The sequence below is a fragment of the Paenibacillus sp. PAMC21692 genome, assembly GCF_014303795.1.
In the GTDB taxonomy this organism is placed as follows: domain Bacteria; phylum Bacillota; class Bacilli; order Paenibacillales; family Paenibacillaceae; genus Pristimantibacillus; species Pristimantibacillus agaridevorans.
On record NZ_CP060293.1, the window covers coordinates 640,278 to 657,634 of the forward strand.

The 17,357-nt window shown below is 50.3% G+C and carries 14 protein-coding genes; 7 read left to right on the top strand and 7 right to left on the bottom strand.

Features of this window, described 5'->3' with window-relative positions:
• Positions 1-10: 10 nt before the first annotated feature.
• From H7F31_RS02585 to H7F31_RS02595, 3 genes are read right to left on the bottom strand one after another with little or no spacing between them, the layout of a single operon-like run.
• On the bottom strand, positions 11-1,549 hold the full coding sequence (locus H7F31_RS02585; RefSeq protein WP_187102886.1) for a response regulator transcription factor: 1,539 nt from the start codon (positions 1,547-1,549) through the stop codon (positions 11-13).
• Positions 1,546-3,351: a sensor histidine kinase gene (locus tag H7F31_RS02590; protein ID WP_187102887.1), complete on the bottom strand. Its 1,806-nt coding sequence runs from the start codon at positions 3,349-3,351 to the stop codon at positions 1,546-1,548. The genes H7F31_RS02585 and H7F31_RS02590 overlap by 4 nt, the downstream gene beginning before the upstream one ends.
• Before the next feature lie 29 nt (positions 3,352-3,380).
• On the bottom strand, positions 3,381-5,693 hold the full coding sequence (locus tag H7F31_RS02595; protein WP_187102888.1) for an AraC family transcriptional regulator: 2,313 nt from the start codon (positions 5,691-5,693) through the stop codon (positions 3,381-3,383).
• A gap of 246 nt (positions 5,694-5,939) precedes the next feature.
• On the opposite strand from H7F31_RS02595, the gene H7F31_RS02600 reads away from it, so the two are divergent.
• The 5 genes from H7F31_RS02600 to H7F31_RS02620 all read left to right on the top strand — a co-directional run bounded on the left by H7F31_RS02600 (position 5,940) and on the right by H7F31_RS02620 (position 11,417).
• Positions 5,940-6,845, top strand: a complete 906-nt coding sequence (locus H7F31_RS02600) for an ABC transporter permease (protein WP_087568501.1) — start codon at positions 5,940-5,942, stop codon at positions 6,843-6,845.
• A gap of 51 nt (positions 6,846-6,896) precedes the next feature.
• Positions 6,897-7,769: a carbohydrate ABC transporter permease gene (locus tag H7F31_RS02605; protein WP_087568307.1), complete on the top strand. Its 873-nt coding sequence runs from the start codon at positions 6,897-6,899 to the stop codon at positions 7,767-7,769.
• 69 nt (positions 7,770-7,838) lie between these two features.
• Positions 7,839-9,404 carry an extracellular solute-binding protein gene (locus H7F31_RS02610; RefSeq protein ID WP_187102889.1) on the top strand — a complete coding sequence of 522 codons (1,566 nt, stop codon included), beginning with the start codon at positions 7,839-7,841 and terminating at the stop codon, positions 9,402-9,404.
• 41 nt (positions 9,405-9,445) lie between these two features.
• The gene (locus tag H7F31_RS02615; protein ID WP_261800280.1) at positions 9,446-10,390 is read left to right on the top strand and encodes an MTP-1 family protein; all 945 of its coding nucleotides are present in this window, start codon (positions 9,446-9,448) and stop codon (positions 10,388-10,390) included.
• A gap of 25 nt (positions 10,391-10,415) precedes the next feature.
• Positions 10,416-11,417, top strand: coding sequence for a glycoside hydrolase family 130 protein (locus tag H7F31_RS02620; protein ID WP_187102891.1), 1,002 nt, complete (start codon positions 10,416-10,418; stop codon positions 11,415-11,417).
• Positions 11,418-11,496: 79 nt separating this feature from the next.
• Here H7F31_RS02620 and H7F31_RS02625 read toward each other — a convergent pair whose 3' ends face one another.
• From H7F31_RS02625 to H7F31_RS02635, 3 genes are all read right to left on the bottom strand, one after another.
• The gene (locus H7F31_RS02625) at positions 11,497-12,438 is read right to left on the bottom strand and encodes a stalk domain-containing protein (protein WP_187102892.1); all 942 of its coding nucleotides are present in this window, start codon (positions 12,436-12,438) and stop codon (positions 11,497-11,499) included.
• Between the two features lie 146 nt (positions 12,439-12,584).
• Complete coding sequence (locus tag H7F31_RS02630) at positions 12,585-13,571, bottom strand: hypothetical protein (RefSeq protein WP_187102893.1); 987 nt, start codon at positions 13,569-13,571, stop codon at positions 12,585-12,587.
• Positions 13,561-14,139 carry a sigma-70 family RNA polymerase sigma factor gene (locus H7F31_RS02635; RefSeq protein ID WP_187102894.1) on the bottom strand — a complete coding sequence of 193 codons (579 nt, stop codon included), beginning with the start codon at positions 14,137-14,139 and terminating at the stop codon, positions 13,561-13,563. The genes H7F31_RS02630 and H7F31_RS02635 overlap by 11 nt, the downstream gene beginning before the upstream one ends.
• Before the next feature lie 207 nt (positions 14,140-14,346).
• On the opposite strand from H7F31_RS02635, the gene H7F31_RS02640 reads away from it, so the two are divergent.
• Positions 14,347-15,246 (top strand): aminoglycoside phosphotransferase family protein, encoded by a 900-nt coding sequence (locus H7F31_RS02640; RefSeq protein ID WP_187102895.1) that lies wholly within the window; start codon positions 14,347-14,349, stop codon positions 15,244-15,246.
• A 143-nt stretch (positions 15,247-15,389) separates the two neighbouring features.
• Here H7F31_RS02640 and H7F31_RS02645 read toward each other — a convergent pair whose 3' ends face one another.
• A complete protein-coding gene (locus H7F31_RS02645) occupies positions 15,390-16,334 on the bottom strand; it encodes an alpha/beta fold hydrolase (protein WP_187102896.1) in 945 nt (314 codons plus the stop codon).
• A 101-nt stretch (positions 16,335-16,435) separates the two neighbouring features.
• On the opposite strand from H7F31_RS02645, the gene H7F31_RS02650 reads away from it, so the two are divergent.
• Positions 16,436-17,347, top strand: a complete 912-nt coding sequence (locus tag H7F31_RS02650) for a helix-turn-helix transcriptional regulator (protein ID WP_187102897.1) — start codon at positions 16,436-16,438, stop codon at positions 17,345-17,347.
• The last annotated feature ends 10 nt before the right edge of the window (positions 17,348-17,357 follow it).

The following is a 17,357-nucleotide window of genomic DNA, read 5'->3' on the forward strand; positions in this document are numbered from 1 at the left end:
TTATTGTTCCCTATTGATTATTGGAATGCTTGCGATATTCTCTTGGAGAATGTTTGACGAATTGCTTGAATACCGTCGTGAAATAATTGGGATCGTCGTATCCGACGGACTCGGCGATTTCGGCGATTTTCATATTGGTATTGCTTAACAATATTTTGGCTTTATCCATTCTGACGCTCGTCACATAGTTGACGAAGCTTTCGCCTTTTTCCTTTTTGAACAGGTTGCTGAAGTAGTTGTGGCTTAGATGCACGACCCCCGCAACTTCCGTCAAGCTGCAGCTCTCCATGTAATGGTCTTCGATATATCGAATCGCCTTGGCGATAATATTCTCGTTCTTGTGCTGAAGCCAGCTCCCGAACTCGCGGTAGAACAGCTCCGCCTGCCCCGACGTCCACGTCAGCACATCATCCGGCTCGTTCATGAGCCGAAGGGCGCTCAAGGGCTCGCCGATATCAAGGATGGATTGCTCCTGGCTGAATTCCTTCTGAATGATGACATACAAGGACAGTACGAGCGTCAATGCTTCCAGCTTGGCCTTCTCGATGGGCAGAGCCTTCAGACCTGCCGTATAGTCGGCCACATACTCCTTCATCAGATCGGACTGGCCCAGCATAATCTTGGACATGATCTCGTCCTGCACGGCTCTCACTTTATTTTGATTAACCGTCTGCAATTCCAGCGTCGAATCGGGCAGGGCATCCGTACGGCTGCTCTCGCTCGCGACGGCCTCGTAACAGGCAGGCAATTGGGCCACATTCTCGATATAGCCCACGGGATGGATGACGTTCGGAATGCCCAACACCTGATCCAGCGCATCCCCCAGCGACCCGGCGAACTCCGGTATCGAGGGGTGAGCTTCCAGGAAGACGGCGTATACATCATGGATAACAGGCAGCAGCTTGCCCTTCAGCCTGAACGTTCCTATCAGCTCTTCCACGATATTCGTAAGGGCGAATTGCAATAAAGGCAGATCGCTTTTCCTGTAGGACTTGGTATCTGGCAAATAGGTCGTGACCTTCAGCATTAGCAATTCCTTGCGCGCGAACTTCCCGTGAATGTCCTCCAGCTTGTTCGGATCGTAAGGCAGCCTCAGCATGAGAGAACGGACGACATGTTCTTCGATTAATTGCTGCTCCAGCAAGTGGACTTCCCTCTTCTGCAAATCCTGCATGATCAACCGGCCAGCCTTATCGAGAACCTTGAGCAATTCCTGCTCCGGGCAAGGCTTTAGCAGGAAGTCCAGGACGCCGTATCGGATCGCGGCTTGCGCATACTCCAGATCCTTGTAGCCCGTCAGGATGACGACCCTCGTTCCGGGGAAGGTTTCATGAACATGCCGGGACACCTCTATGCCGTCCATATGCGGCATGCGCACATCCGTCATCACCAAGTCGGGGCTTAGCGTCCGAATCTGCTCGATAGCCTCAACGCCATTTCTCGCTTCCCCGATGACGCTCCAGTTCGGAGCATTTTTTTCGATTAATTTGGTGAGTCCTTTGCGAATCGTAATTTCGTCATCGACAATCAATACTCTGCAGATTTTCATCGTTGCTCTCCTTTGTCGACAGTCTCCGTCTGATACGGCAGGATCAGCTTCATCGTGGTTCCCGTTCCAAGCCCGCTGACCAGCTCCAGACCGTACGGAGCCCCATAGACAAGATCAATGCGCCGCAAGACGCTCTTTACTCCTAGCCGCTCGCGTCGCTGTTGTTCCGCCGTGCCAGCGCTTCTGAGCATGATTTGCTCCGCGGTATCCGAATCGATTCCGCAGCCGTTATCCGTGATTTCGATTCGCAGCTGATCGGCATGCCGGTAAGCATGGATTTCAATAAACTTGTCGAGCTCCTTGTCTCGGAAAGCATGGACGAACACGTTCTCCACGAGCGGCTGAAGCAGCAGTCTGATCAACAGACAATGCTCCACGTCTTCGTCGATGCGAATAACCGTTTGTAGATCATCCTTTAACCTTGCTTTCTGGATATTTAAATAATTTTCAATTTGATGAATCTCATCCTTCACGGTGATCATCTCGTTGACGGGCTCCAGCGCGAACCGTAAAATTTCCGACAATGACAAGACCAGCTTCGCGGTCTCCATATCATCCTTAAGATAGAGCTCCCAGTAGATCGTATCCAACGTATTGTACAGAAAATGCGGATTCAGCTGCGCCTGCAAGGCCTTGAGCTCCGCTTCCCGCTCGTTTAATTGCCGCTCATATACTTCGTGGATCAAGGAATTGATATTAGCGGCCATCGCGTTAAAGCTTTGTCCGATCAATGCCAGCTCGTCTTTGGTCTGAATCTCGATATGCGTCTCGAAGTTCCCTTGCCGGAGCTGCTGCATGCCTCTCATCAACAGCTTCAACGGCCGCAGCAATTGCTGGCTGGTGACGGTGACAAGAATCCAGGCAAGGATGATGCTCAATATAGCGGAATAAACCGCCACTTCAACAATCTTCTGGCTGTCCTCCTGCATATCCTTCAGAGAGACGGAGCTGACCAGCGAGAAAAAAATTTCTTCGGAGCGGCTCTTGGTAAACAGATGCGGATTCTCGTCCACCGTAAGGATATCCGTCTGGCGCAAATCGAGCAGGTCGGTTGCGGCTATGCGATCCAGTTGGGGCTCATCGGTGTAGAGCAATTGATTTCTTGGATCAAACAAGTAGACTCTTCCGGTCTCCTTCTCCTTCAGCGAGGTCAGAAATTTGGAAAACAACGTCTCGTCGAAGATCATCACCATGACGCCATAAGTGACCAGATGCGGCGTCTTCATCAGACGGGAGGCGACAATTACATCCCTGAACCCGCTTTCTTCTACGGAGCTGGGCAGCGCCACCCTGTCCCATACGATCCCACCGTCGGTTCCCTCCAGATTGGCTGCGATGATCCGGTATTTCTCATCTCCCAAAATGTTGACGGCTAGGCTGTTGTTCGTGTAGATAGGCTGACCGTTCAGATTGTACAAGTATAAGGACCGGAGCTGGGGAGCGTCGAGCTTGACTTTGTTCAAGAGCTCGTCCAGCTCTATCCGATCCAGATATTGCTGATATTTTGCATCATCGCGTTCGCTCATCGAATTCATGATGATTTCCTCGACGTAGGGATTAAAAACAACGTAATCGGATATGCGATAGATATCTTGAATCCGAAGCTCCAGTCTGAGCAAAGCCTGCTCATTCGCCTTAGCGAATTGTTTGCTTAATTCCGTCTCGAAGATGTCAAGATGGATACGATAGGAAATATAGCCGCTCAAGCAAAAAACGATCAAAATGACTGCGGATAAACTGGCAATCAGCTTCATTTTGAAGCTTCTGCGCGAACGAAAGCCTTTGGGTTGTGCTTGTGCCACAGCTCACACTCCATTAATCGCGGTTAATCCTAATCCCTCTCCGTTTTCATCAACGCCTCCTGCTCCCGAAAAGCCGAAGGGGACAGGCCGTACTTTTTCTTAAACAATGTCGAGAAGTATGTCGTATTGTAAATACCGACCGATTCGCTGATTTTTGCGGCCGTCTCGCTCGTAGAAGTCAGAAGTTCCTTGGCCTTCTCCAATCGGATACAATTCAGATATTCACTAAACGATTGTCTTGTCGATCCCTTGAACAACTTGCCCAGATAACTTGGAGACAAGTCTGCAATATTAGATACGAGCTCCAGGGACAAATTGGGTTCCGCGTAATGCTCCTGAATATAGTTTTGAACCTTCTCAATAACAATGTTGTGCTTTTGCGCGTTTATCCAGTGGTTTTTCTCCTCGATCAGACTGCGAATATTGGCGCAATATCTATTGAAGAGGTTCTTGATTTCCTCCAGGTTCCCGGCAGCCTCGATTTCGGTAACCGCGTCCAGATACTCCGTGAAGTTAGAGTCGGGAATATGCCGCAAATAATCAAAATGTTTGAGCAAGGAAAGCATGATTTGCGTGCTGTACGTAATCACCTGATTGACCGAGCCGTCTGAAATTTGCTCGATAAACTGTTCGGCGGCTTCCCGAATGGCGTCCGGTTTGCCGGATTGAACGGCTTCGATCAGTCTCTTCTCGCAATCGGTCGGATAGCTTGTGGTCGTCATAATATGCGGGCGGGTTATCTGGGCGTCCAGAATCGACTCTTTTCCATAGATCAGTCGATACTTCACGTACTGCTGTGCCGAGTTATAGGAAAACGAGATGTTTTTTCTGCCATAGCTTATATCGCCAACCCCTATAGAGACCGTAAGCTTAAAGTATCGCTTCAGGAAACTCTGTACGTTGCGCAAGGCGGGTACCAGCTCCTCTGGCCGCTCGTTTTTTGCATACTGGCAAATGGCTACCCCTTCGTTCTCCCCTGTAGTCAGATAATCGCATGTACCGAGAGACTCCAGCATCTCCTTCGCAATATTGCCCAGGGCGAAGCGCAGCAGCGACTTCTGTCCGCTTTCCGCCCCTCCTCTCGCCGGCTCCAAATCATCGAACTTGAACACGATCACGCAGAAATAGGACCCGGCAAGCTCCTCGTCGATGTCCCGAATGAGTTCTTCGGGCACGGAGGTATCGGGCGATTGGCTTCTGAGCAGCGAATGCAGATAATGGTCTCGAATCGTTCGCGACGATCGGTTAATCACGAATTGCATCGACTTTTCTCTTTCCTCCTGCGAAGCGAACATATCGGCCATGACCTGGTATTCGTCGATAAACGATGACTGCGGAGCGGATGTTTTCTGCATGATTTTCTCGAACAACGCGGATAGCGGCCTATAGATGCTTTTGCTCAGAAAAATGGATACAAGCAAGCCGATCAGCACGATTACTCCCGTCACAAGCAGCGTAACATTGCGAAGATGGTTAATGTCAGAGATAAGACTGGAGTAGGGAGTAACGCTCACAAAATACCAGTCCAGTTCCCTGGACTTTACATAGGCCACCAGATGCTTCTTATGATCAATCGTCGTCGTAAAGCTGTTCTCCGTCTCATCCTGACCCAAAATCCGCTGCACGTACCCCGTACCCGACAAATCGTCCAGAAACTGATTCGAATCCGTATGAGACAGCACCTTGCCTTCCTTGTTGATGACGAACACGTTGTTGGTTGAATCCGTTTTTCCGATTTTGCGGATCGTCGTCAGGATGGACTGCTCTTCTACATTAATGTAGATAAGCGGATTATTTGTGGCTCGCAAAGAGAAGTCCGGGTACAACAGAAAGGTCAGGAACTGCAGCGGCGCCCTCTGATTGCTATTAGGAACGGTCAGACTCCTCGGGTAAAACTCCATATATTGTTCGGCGCTGATGGCGTAGAGCGAAGAATCAAACGGAAGCCCTGCCGTATCGACGACCGTCGCCGTGGACGGTCGATAAATCCCGATACTGTGGATATACGGATACGAGCTTTGAATCTGGGACAATTGTTGAAAGACATGGTAATTCCTCGTCTTATCCTCCTGCGTATCATGCAAAAATGAAGTAATCTCCGGTTGGGTGAGCAAGGAATTGCCGATCGTCATGGCTTGGTTATAGACGACATCGGATGCGTAGCTTATTTGGGATAACACGGCTTTGGAATTGCGATCTATTTCTTGGATAGCGCTCCTCGAAAAAAAATAAAAGAGATAGGTGGAGAGCAGACTGACTGTGAGAAGGATGAGCAGGAAGTAGGAGATGGTCAGCTTCTGGAATGCCTTATATCGAACAAGCCGATCCATAGTAAGTCGCATGAGAAGCCTCCGTTCCAGTTAGCTAGTGTAATCTAACCAATATAGAATAAACCCGCTTAAAAAGATACTTCATTCCTTATAAATGATGGTCATTTCGGATATTTGAAAGCCAATGTACGAATAGTGAAAGCGAAATCCGGTATTTAAAATTGGCAGCACCCGGACTCTGATATAGAGTTAATGCAACGCTCACAAAACTTATAGGAGGATACGAAATTGGAAAAAAGACAGCGACAGACATTCGGCATGTTTATGGATATCCGCAAGAACGGAACGTCTTACTTGCTGGTCCTCCCGGCGATGGTTTATACATTCATTTTCGGGTATATGACTTATCCGTATATGATCATTGCTTTTCAACGATTTAATTATACAAAGGGGATTTTCAATAGCGAATGGGTGGGGCTGCAGAACTTCGAGTTTTTCTTTCGCTCCTACAAAGCCGTCACAGTCACCTTTAATACCATTTTCCTGAATTTGCTCTTTATTGCCTTTGGTACGCTGACGGCTCTTGTGATTGCGCTCGTGCTGAACGAGCTGCGCAAGAAGCTGTTTGTCAAGATCAGCCAATCGGTCATGCTTTTCCCGCATTTCATCTCCTGGATCGTGGTCAGCTATGTGCTGTATGCCTTCTTCTCCATGGATATGGGACTGATCAATAAATTGTTGAATATGCTCGGAATCGCCTCTGTCAACTGGTACACGGAGCCGGAGGTCTGGCCCGCCATCCTCACTGCGATGAACGTATGGAAGGGCGCGGGCATGAGCGCCGTCATCTATCTGGCTACCATTACCGGCATCGACGAAACCTTGTATGAAGCGGCCGAGATCGATGGGGCCAATCGATGGCAGATGTGCTTGCGCATCACCCTTCCTCTCATGATGCCCACTGTCATCATTCTAACATTGCTTTCGATTGGAAAAATTATGTATGGGGACTTCGGCATGATCTATGCCTTGATCGGCGACAACGGCACCTTGTATTCGACTACGGACATTATCGATACGTATGTCTTCCGCTCGTTGCGTCAGATCGGCGACCCTTCCGAAGCGATGGCCGTCGGGCTGTTCCAGTCCGTCATCGGGTTCATCCTCGTCTTCGGCACGAACGCGATTACCCGCAAATTTTTTAGAGACGGCGCTTTGTATTAAGATCCCGCATCGGCAGGCATCTGCCGCGGCGAGGTTTCAGGAGGATTAGTCATGAAGAAGTTTTCCCTTAGCAAGACGGTGATGTATGCGCTGATCTCGATCTATTCGGCGATCTGCTTTATTCCGATGCTGCTGGTGCTGATGATATCGATCACGGACGAGGATGCCGTATTAAAGAACGGCTACAGTCTTTTCCCGGAGAAGTTTTCCTTATATGCTTATAAACTGATCTTTACGGGCGGCTCTCAGGTGATGCAGAGCTACACCATCTCCATCTTTGTCACGGTCGTCGGCACGCTTCTGGCCATACTGGTAACGTCGATGGCCGGCTATACGCTGGCGAACAAACATGTGAAATACCGGAATCTGCTGGCGCTTTACTTTTTTATCACCATGATTTTCTCCGCCGGGATCGTGCCCTGGTATATGATGAACCGCATGCTCGGTCTGACCGACAATATTCTGGCGCTGATTATTCCGTCGCTGCTGTTTAGTCCGTTTAACCTGTTCCTGGTGCGCAACTTCATGAACGGCGTGCCCGACTCGCTTCGTGAGTCGGCGACCATTGACGGGGCCAACGATATTACGATCGCGTTCCGGATCTATCTTCCGCTGTGCACGCCCGTTCTGGCGACAATTGCGCTCTTTTACGGACTGGACTACTGGAACAACTGGTGGAATGCGATCATGCTGATCGACGACCAGGATTTGTACCCGCTACAATTTATGCTTCTGCAGCTGCAATCGGAGATCAGCATGCTTAACGAGATGACGATGCTGGCTGGGACAAGCGATATGACGCTGCCTTCGGAATCGGTCAAGATGGCGACGGCGATCGTGACGATCGGTCCGATCGTATTCCTCTATCCGTATTTGCAGAAGTACTTCGTGAAAGGCTTGGTCATCGGTTCGGTCAAAGGCTGATGGCTAAAACGGATATATTCCCTTAGGGGTTTATATAAATAAAATCTCGATATAAGGAGGTCAATTTTTATGAAAAAGCATCACGCGTTTGTATTAACAGCAGTGCTTGCCCTTTCGACATTGGTGGGATGCGGCAAGGCATCCGATCCGGAGGCCACGGGCAATACCGGCGGCAACTCTTCCGAGTCGCAGTCGGAAAATAACGAGAAGGCTGCAGAGACGGTCAAAATCAAATATTTGGTTCCGGGTACCGAACCGAAAGACTACAAGGCAGTGTATCAAAAGGTCAATGAGAAGCTGGCTGCCGACGGTGTAGGCGTTGAGGTGGAGAAGGTCTATATCCCGTGGGATGCATGGGATCAGAAGCTCAACCTGATGTTGTCCACCGGCGAGGAATTCGATCTGTTCCACGTTATGCAGGACCGTACGCCGTTCTCCAGCTACTATAATCGCGGCGCGCTTGCGGATATCTCGGATGCGATCGACAAGTATGGAGAAAATCTGAAGAAGTCCATCCCGGACGATATTCTAGACGGCGCCAAAATTAATGGAAACTATTATGTCGTTCCTTCTTATTGGGTTGAAATGGCAAGCGAAGGCCAGTTCAATATTCGTCGCGACATTCTCCGCGAGAATAATCTCGAAGAGCCGAAAACTCCGGAAGAATTGATCAGCGCTTGGGAAGTCGTCATGAAGAACTGGAAGGGAAGCAACAAGCCTTATCTGGGCACCCGGGCGGACTTCGACCCCATCTTCCTGCATACGTCTATGCTGCACCGGACTTATGATACCTTCCCATTTACAGTGAAGGATAAATTCTTTTACGTGAATCAGAACGGCGAGATCAAGTCCTGGATCGAGACCGAGGAATTCAAGAAGGATGCCGCCTTTATGCGCGAACTGTACACGAAAGGAATTACTAATCCGGATATTCTGGTCATGAAGCAGGAGCAGGTCGATGCCCAGCTCGACAGCGGCGAATGGTTCGTCCGCCTGGGAACCGGCGGAAGCCTGAACGGACTTAAGAAATACAATCCGGAAGCCACTGTAGACGATATCGGCGTGGTATGGTTTAACCCGGAGAAAGAATATATGCGCCCGCTCACCTTCAAAAACGGCAATGCCGTGCCGGTGAACAGCAAAAATCCGGAAGCGGCCGTCAAATTTATGGATTGGATGCTGGCAAGCCAAGAAAATTATGATCTGGTTCAATATGGCATCGAGGGCGAGCATTACACCAAGGACGGCGAGAAAGGCTTTAAGCCGATCCGGGATCCGGAGAACAATAACAATTCGAGATACAGAGGATCCGATTCGCAAAACGGCAACGTAAACTTCATGCGTTTTGACCTGGAGACAAGCATTCCCGACAACAACAAGGTTCTGTTTGAGCCAAATCCGAATGCCATTAACAGTATCGCGGCGAACTTCGTTTTCGACCCGACAAATGTGAGAACCGAGTACACCAACATTTTGTCCGAAGCTTCCGCGAGCATTACTCCGATTTATATGGGCGTGCAGGAATACGACAAGGCCTTCCCGGCCGCGCTGGAGAAAATGAAGAAAGCCGGTCTGGATAAAGTCGTGGCCGAATACCAGCTGCAATTCGAGGCCTATCAGGCTTCTCAAAAGTAAGCGAGCCGAAAACAAACCGGAAGGCGTTGAGAAAGTTGACCTTGAAGCAGCAAAGACTAGCATTTGAAGCGGCAAAAAACATCTACGAAAGCGCGACATTGGTCTTTCATGGCGTAGACGGGTTTGATGTTTACAATATTTCGATTCCTTTTGAACGGGACGGAAAACGTTACCTGTTCGGACGGGTTGAACGTCGGAAGGAGTGGGCCCGCTCTTGGGTCCGCCTCTTCGAGGAGACGGGACAAGATGAATGGACCGTGGTAAAAGACAGCATGATCTATACGCTGGAGGATCCTTACATCAGCGAGATCGGCGGCGAGCTTGTGCTGGGCGGGACTCATGTGCAATACGAGAGAGGGAAGTACAGCACGTTTTTCGGCTATTTCTTCCGCGGCGCCAATCTCCACGATTTGTACTACTTCACGACCGGACCTGACAAAATGAAGGATATTCGCCTTGTTCCGCTCTCGGACGGCAAGATCGGCGTCTTCTCGCGTCCGCGGAACGCCGACATGAGAAGCAAATACGGCAGCGAATCCATGATCGGCTTTACGGTCATCGACAATTTGGATGATCTGACGGCGGACGTCATCGAAAATGCGCCTTACATTCACGGCATTTTCGGAGAGGGCGAATGGGGCGGCGTCAATCAGGCTTACCTGCTCGACAGCGGCAAAATCGGCGTCATCGGCCACATTTGTTACCGAGACCAGGACGAAAATGACGGGGAATTGCGGGTGTATCTGAACATGTCCTTCATCTTTGATCCCATTACCCGGGAATCCTCGGATCTTCATCTAATCGGAAGTCGTCCCTGCTACCCGCCGGGCCCCGCCAAAATGCCATATTTGGTCGACTGCGTCTTTGCCTCGGGCATTGTGATGCGTCCGGACGGCAAGGCCGATCTGTACAGCGGCATTGGCGATTGCCAGGCTGGACGTTTAACGATCGACTATCCGTTCGCAGGACATGGTCGTCTTGTTTAGAAGAGATAGAGGAGGAAATTAATCGATGCAAAACAAGATGATTGGAGCGCTGGCGTCGAGCCCGCTCATTACCCGTCATCCGGCGAATCCCGTGCTGGACGCGGCCCGCGTTCCGTATCCCACCGCGCTGGTCTTCAATGCGGGAGTAGCCAAGATGAACGGCCGCTACGTCATGGTATTCCGCAACGACTACGGCTCGTTGGACAATAAGACGATCGAACCGTCTCATACGACGGATCTCGGCATCGCCTTCAGCGACGACGGCCTTAACTGGACGGCGGGACCGAAGCCGATCTTCAAGATGCGCGACGAGGAGATCGTGCGCGCCTACGATCCGCGTCTGACGGTCATCGACGGACGATGCTACATGTGCTTTGCCGTCGATACAAAACACGGCATTCGAGGCGGCGTCGCGGTGACGGACGACTTCGAATCCTTCGAAGTATTGAGCTTGTCGACGCCGGATTTGCGCAACATGGTGCTGTTCCCGGAGCGAATCGGCGGCAACTACGTCCGGCTGGAGCGGCCGTTCACGGTATACAGCCGCGGCGGAGCAGACCGGTTCGACACCTGGATCTCGGAGTCGCCGGATCTGGTCTATTGGGGCCGTTCCGAGCTGCTGCTGGCGGTGGAGCAGGTGCCGTTCGCCAATGACAAGATCGGCCCGGCCGCGCCGCCCGTTAAGACGGATAAGGGTTGGCTCACCACGTTCCATGCGGTGGATATCGATCCATCCAGAGGGAAAAACGGCTGGGAGCCGACCTGGAAGAAGCGGTATACGGCCGGCATTATGCTGCTCGATCTCGACAATCCGAAGAAAATCCTCGGCATGAGCTCATCGCCGTTGCTGGCGCCCGAAGCGCCGTACGAGACGGACGGAGGTTTCCGTAACGACGTCATTTTCCCAGGCGGCATGGTGCTGGAGGAGGATGGAGAAGTAAAAATCTATTACGGAGCCGCCGATACGGTGGAATGTCTCGCTACCGCCCATGTGGACGACCTGATCAGACTCTGTCTGGAAGGGTAAAACCAAAAAGCAGCTCCTTCCCCTGAGCGGGGAGGGCTGCTTTTTGTTATGGTGTTGTGTACCCTTCAATCTGAGGCAGTCACGGGGACCAAAGCACGAGCTTCTTGCCGAATGTCCTCTCGATTAATTGAACAGGAACCTGGAGCTCCATCGAATCTCCGATATATGCGCCTATAGGATCGTCTAACGGCGTGCCGTTCCATATCGCTTCATTGCCCCAGCTTCGGACAACCAAGGTCGCGTCCCCACGTTTAAATACCGCCTCGCTCTTCTCCTCGGTCCATGACAGATTTGCGCGGATCTCCTCCGCAATGTACGACGCGGGTAGTCTCGTGACGTTATAAGCTTCGATCTCTTTAACCGATGAGACCCCGTCCATCGCCTCGCCGGGGATCTCGAAGCTCGCGGTCGAGCCCGTAACCGGATGAGGGAAGCTAAAGATCAGCTTGTCCAGCAACAACGACTTCGACTCTCGAAGCGCCATTACCGAATGGTACATATTGGCCAGATCAGCCTCTTCCGCCGGCCGCTCCATATTTACGACTAGATCGAATGGCAGTCCTGTCGTACCGTAATGAGGCACTTCTCCCCGAATGGAGGCATAATCATATTCGGCGACCTTGCAACAAGAGAAATCGATGTGGATAAAACGGGCGTATTCGGCCTGTACGGTCTGCAACAGCGACTCCGCTTCTAGCTTCGCCTGCTTCTTCCATACCGTCGTGGCGTAGTCATCCGATAATCCTTGCTCGCGATTTTTATTGACATACACGTTGAATTCCAGCGAAGGATCCGAGGCAGGCTGCACGGTCGCGACAAGCGGCTCGATGTTGTCCCAGAGGTAACGAGTGCTCACCACCTTCATTGACTCATCGTAGGTTTGCGCCAAGTAACGCTCCGTCCGCTGCTCGAATCGGAACTTCTGATAGAAACCTTTTTGGAATTCCACATACAGCAGGATTGGAACAAGCACGATCGCGGCGATTCCGATTACGACTATTTTGCCAAAATTACGTTTCATGAAGGTTCTCCTTTAGCATTAGGCCGTGGTTATACCCTCATTAGACGGGGCAACGCTTCGTTTTGTTGCCTCAGGCTGCACTGCCGGCCTCCGAAAAAAAAGGGACTTCCCTTTTCAGGAAACCCCTAATTGCTTATTATTTACCTTTACTGAAGGCTTGAAGCCACCTCGACCAACCGTTCCTTTGTCATACTGGCCGAATCCGACTCTACATGATGGACAATCGTTTCGCCTTCCTTCTCTTCCATCCACATGATTCCTTGCAGCACGTTGCTCTCTCCGAACAGCGATTGATCATTTTTGGTGTAATGCGCCTTATATCCGTCTAAATCCAGCTCTTCGTATACGGTTGAAGGCGAAGTTAAAGCTTCCGTCTTTATGGAAGCATCGCTAATAATCTGCCAGGTATAGTATAGAGCCTCGTCATTGACATCCCTGTAGACCGAAGTGTAGTACGACTCCGGACCTTCGGAGGACGGCTCCGTCAAGCGCCACAAGGGTCCATCACCATTCGTAGCATTATGTTCGGCTATCATTTCATTCATACGATCCATGGCATCCAATCCCATAAGAACATGGAACGGACTTTTCAAGGACCCTGCCTTCAGGGTGTAGGCGCCTCCAAGCAGGGAGTCCGGCAACGTTTCCGTCACGCCTTTTCCCTCCAATACGGCTCGCCACTCCAGGGCTCCGGCAATCCAGTCCGGACTTGTGACTCCGATAGGCAATGGAGCGCCACGGTACTCCGAGAAAACCTCCGGCAGATAAACAACAGCCGTAGTATCCGGCGCCAGTTGATCTTGTACCATCTTTAACGACGCCCGGGCATTATCCAACGCTTCGGGGCTAATTGTCAGCGCCTCATTCGATTGCATACGAATGGAATATTTGCCTAGCGAGTCCGAGAATAACAGTTGTGTGCCCGCATAACCGAATCCGCACAGAACCGCTATGACAGCAGCAATAATGGCAACCCTTGATAAACCTCTTTTGTTTTTCATATGAATATTTCTCCTTCCGTCCATCGCCATCCGTCCATAATCGGCCATGATTCGCTCATCCAGCGAAGGAGGGCATTCCAGCTCGGCCTGATCGCGCTTGAACGCTTCCATTAACTTCCGTTCAATAGACATAGCCATTTCTCTCCTTTCCCCCCTGGATCTCCTCGAATCGACGGCGCAACTGCTTCAGGGCGTGATGATGTCTCGATTTGACCGTTCCCAAGGGGATGTCCAGCAGCTCCGCAATCTCTTCCAGCGAACAGTCCTGGTAGTACCTGAGAACAAGGATCTCCCTTGCTTTATGGGATAGAATTCCCAGAAGCGGCTCAAGCTCCATTCGGTCGCCTACAGCGGACAACCGCGCTTCGGCTCGGCCATCCCAGGACTGGCCCGCTACCGTTTGCAACTTCTCCGCAATTCGAAAAATTCTCCAGCTCTTCCTCTTCCAATTACGCACTTGCCTGACAATCAATCCGTTAAACCATGCTGTAAAAGGCTGCTCCGATCGATACTTGTCCGCGCTTCTCATCAACTCGATATAAACCTCGCTCATGATGTCCCCCACATCTTCCTTGCGGGGAGAGAGATAATGAATCAGCCTGTAGGCATGATTGCGCGTCGCCTCGTATACCTTTCGGAATGCCTCCTCATCGCCCTTGCTCATCCGGATAAGCCATGGGCTCCAATCAATATCCTTCATAGGACCGGCCTCCATTCAGGTGTTACATTATCTATTGGTCCGTTTTGGATAAAAGGTTCATTGCTGCAGAAAAAGCTACTTAAGATCTTATAGCATATAGAAGAAGCCAGGTTAAATTTTTTTATAACCGTTGTATCCTTGGAGAGTCTAAACGCTGTTGCTTATAATAAAGGTGATGCTCAATTAAATTTAGGGGGAGTCCGGAAGATGGATATTACCGTTCAATTGGTACGGGAACTTATAGACAACCAGTTTCCTCAATGGAAAAATCACAACATTACCCCAGTCGATAAAAGCGGACATGACAATCGCACCTTCCGTCTGGGCAGCGAGATGTCCGTCAGGCTGCCAAGCCATAAACGGTATGCTGCGGCTGTCGAGAAAGAGATACAGTGGCTGCCTGTCTTCAAGCCTCTGCTGTCCTTGCCGATCCCCGCGCCTATTGCGAAAGGAGAACCTTCGAAAGATTATCCATTTCCTTGGTCCGTCAACCAATGGATTGAAGGCGAAACTGTCACGCATGGTAATATCCGCAGCCAAAACCAATTGGCCCAAGATCTTGCGCGATTTCTGCTCGAGCTGCAGGCCATAGACGCAAGCAAGGGGATCCCCGCGGGCGTTCAAAACTTTCATCGCGGAGGAAACCTCAGAATCTACCATGACGAAACGTTATCCGCCATCGCTAAGCTCGCCGGCTCATACGATCGGAAGTTGTTGTCGGACATTTGGGAGCTCTCCCTATCTACAGGATATCAATCCGCTCCGGTATGGTTGCATGGCGATATCGCCGTAGGCAACTTGCTCGTCCAGGAGGGACGCTTGAGCGGCGTTATCGATTTTGGAACCATGGGAGTGGGAGACCCGTCGAGCGACCTTGTTATGGCTTGGACATTTTTCGACGATGACAGCCGCGCTGTCTTTCTGGAGCACATGAACGTTGACGAAGCTATGATTAATCGGGCACGGGGATGGGCTTTATGGAAGGCTCTCATTACCTATGTCGGGAACGAGCCGGGTTCGGAGCTCTCGGTGTGGGGGCATCACGTAATAGATGTTATTATTGCGGAGTATAAACAGCGGCGTCAACTTCGTCATTCTGAAGGCTGACCCTATAATTCGAAGCAGCGACAGCCAAAAGGACGAGAAAATAAAGTCCTGGACTGTCGCTATTTTATTGAAACCGCTGACCGCATCACACCGGCCGCCGCGCCATTAGGGGTTAGGAGAACGGTGCCCAATCAGTCACTTCACTAGGTGGCATCCTGCTGTTCCAGCCATCTTATAATCACATGGTTTGTTTCTTCCGGCTTTTCTTGCTGGATCCAATGACCGCAATCCAGATTGACCACTTCCACATTGGGCACAAACTTTGTCAGGTTTTCAGACCTCTGGACCGCATCCCGGTCGCCGTAGATCATGAGTGCGGGTTGTTGGATGATAGGGTCAGCGTCCGCCAATAAACGCCAGTTGCGGTCAAGGTTCCTGTACCAATTAATGCTGCCCGTGAACCCCGCTTTTTCGAAGGCAGAGACGAAAACGGCCAACTCGCCGTCGCTCATCAAGGGCTCACCGAGCGGTGTTTCTGCTCTGGCGAGATTGATCATTGCCATGCCCGGCTGAGGCTCTGTGGGGGGCACGTTCTTCCGGTACAGGTTGCGAAGGAACCGGAACGTATTCTCTTCCAATATGGCGTCTGCGACGCCTGGCTGTCGATTGAAGTGGACGAAATAGAAGTCGCCGCCAAGTATTTGTTCCATGAACTCGATCCAGGGTTTTTCTCCACGCTCCTGGTAAGGCAGGCTCAGATTTATCACTCTGTTTACACGGCTTGGATGCAGCAAGGTCAGCCCCCAAACAACCATCGCACCCCAATCATGACCCACAAAGGTGGCATCGTCGTAGCCGTAGTGATCGAGAAGCGCGACGAGATCACCCGACAAGTGTTCAATGTCATAGTCTGTTACTTCGGTCGGACGGGATGAGTTTCCGTAACCCCGCTGGTTTGGGACGATGACATGGTAGCCCGCTGCGGCAAGGGCGGCCACCTGATGGCGCCAAGAAAAGGCATGCTCTGGCCAGCCGTGACAGAGGACAATGGGTTTTCCGGCATTTTGTCGGCCTGCTTCAAAGACTTCGAGTTCAACACCGTTGACTGAAATAAGGGTGGGCTTGGGGAAATTGGTTGAATTAAACATTGAATCAAAACCTCCTTCTTGTGATACATGTAGTATAATGGACAAAAGGTGACATCTTATTGTCACCGTTCCGAAATCATGTAGAAAAAAAGAGGGCGATTATGGACAAAGTGGAGAGACTCATTTCGATTATCATGATATTGCTGAAAAAAGAGGTTGTTTCTACAAAGGATTTCTCGCAACTATTCAATGTTTCCAAAAGAACGATCCTTCGCGATATGGAAACATTGAGCTTATCGAACATCCCGATCTACTCTGTCCATGGGGTCAAAGGCGGCTACGGCATAATGGATGAATACAAGGTTGATAAACGCCTTTTAAGCAGCTCCGATTTACAGAATATATTAACTGCGCTCGGCGGATTGGAACAAATCCTCTTTACTGAAGAAGTTGAAAGAACGATAAAAAAAATAGAGGCAATGGTTAGTCCATTGTCTCTAAATCGTTCCATTCATCTGTCGTTTTATGATTGGGAAGGTCGGGCCGAGATCCTTGAAATCTTAAAAGCATGTCAAGAATCCATTTCAAAGAAAAGGCTGGTTTCGTTTGATTATACAGATAAAGAAGGGGCTGTAACGAATAGAATGGTCGAGCCCTATGAGCTGCATTTTAGCGAATCGAGTTGGTACTTGAAAGGATTCTGTTTACATCGACAGGGATATCGCACATTCAAGTTATCCCGAATCGATCATATGACTATGGATGAACGCGCGTTTCATCCTAGAGACGATTGGTCAGAGCAAGGTCGCGTTGCAAGTTATCTACCGCAATTCGTCACGATTAAGGCATGGATATCGCCTAGCATAAAAGATCAAATCATCGAAAGGTATGGTCGAAGAAGTATTGAAGACCTTAGTTCCGGATCTTTATTAGCAACCATTTATGTCCCTCAAAATCGTATGGGATTTCAATTACTAGCAAGCTTCGGCACTCATCTAAAAGTTGTAGAACCCAAAACCTACGTTGAAGACTTTCGAAATTATTTATATCAAATGATGGAGAACTATTCCTGATAAAGGTCTC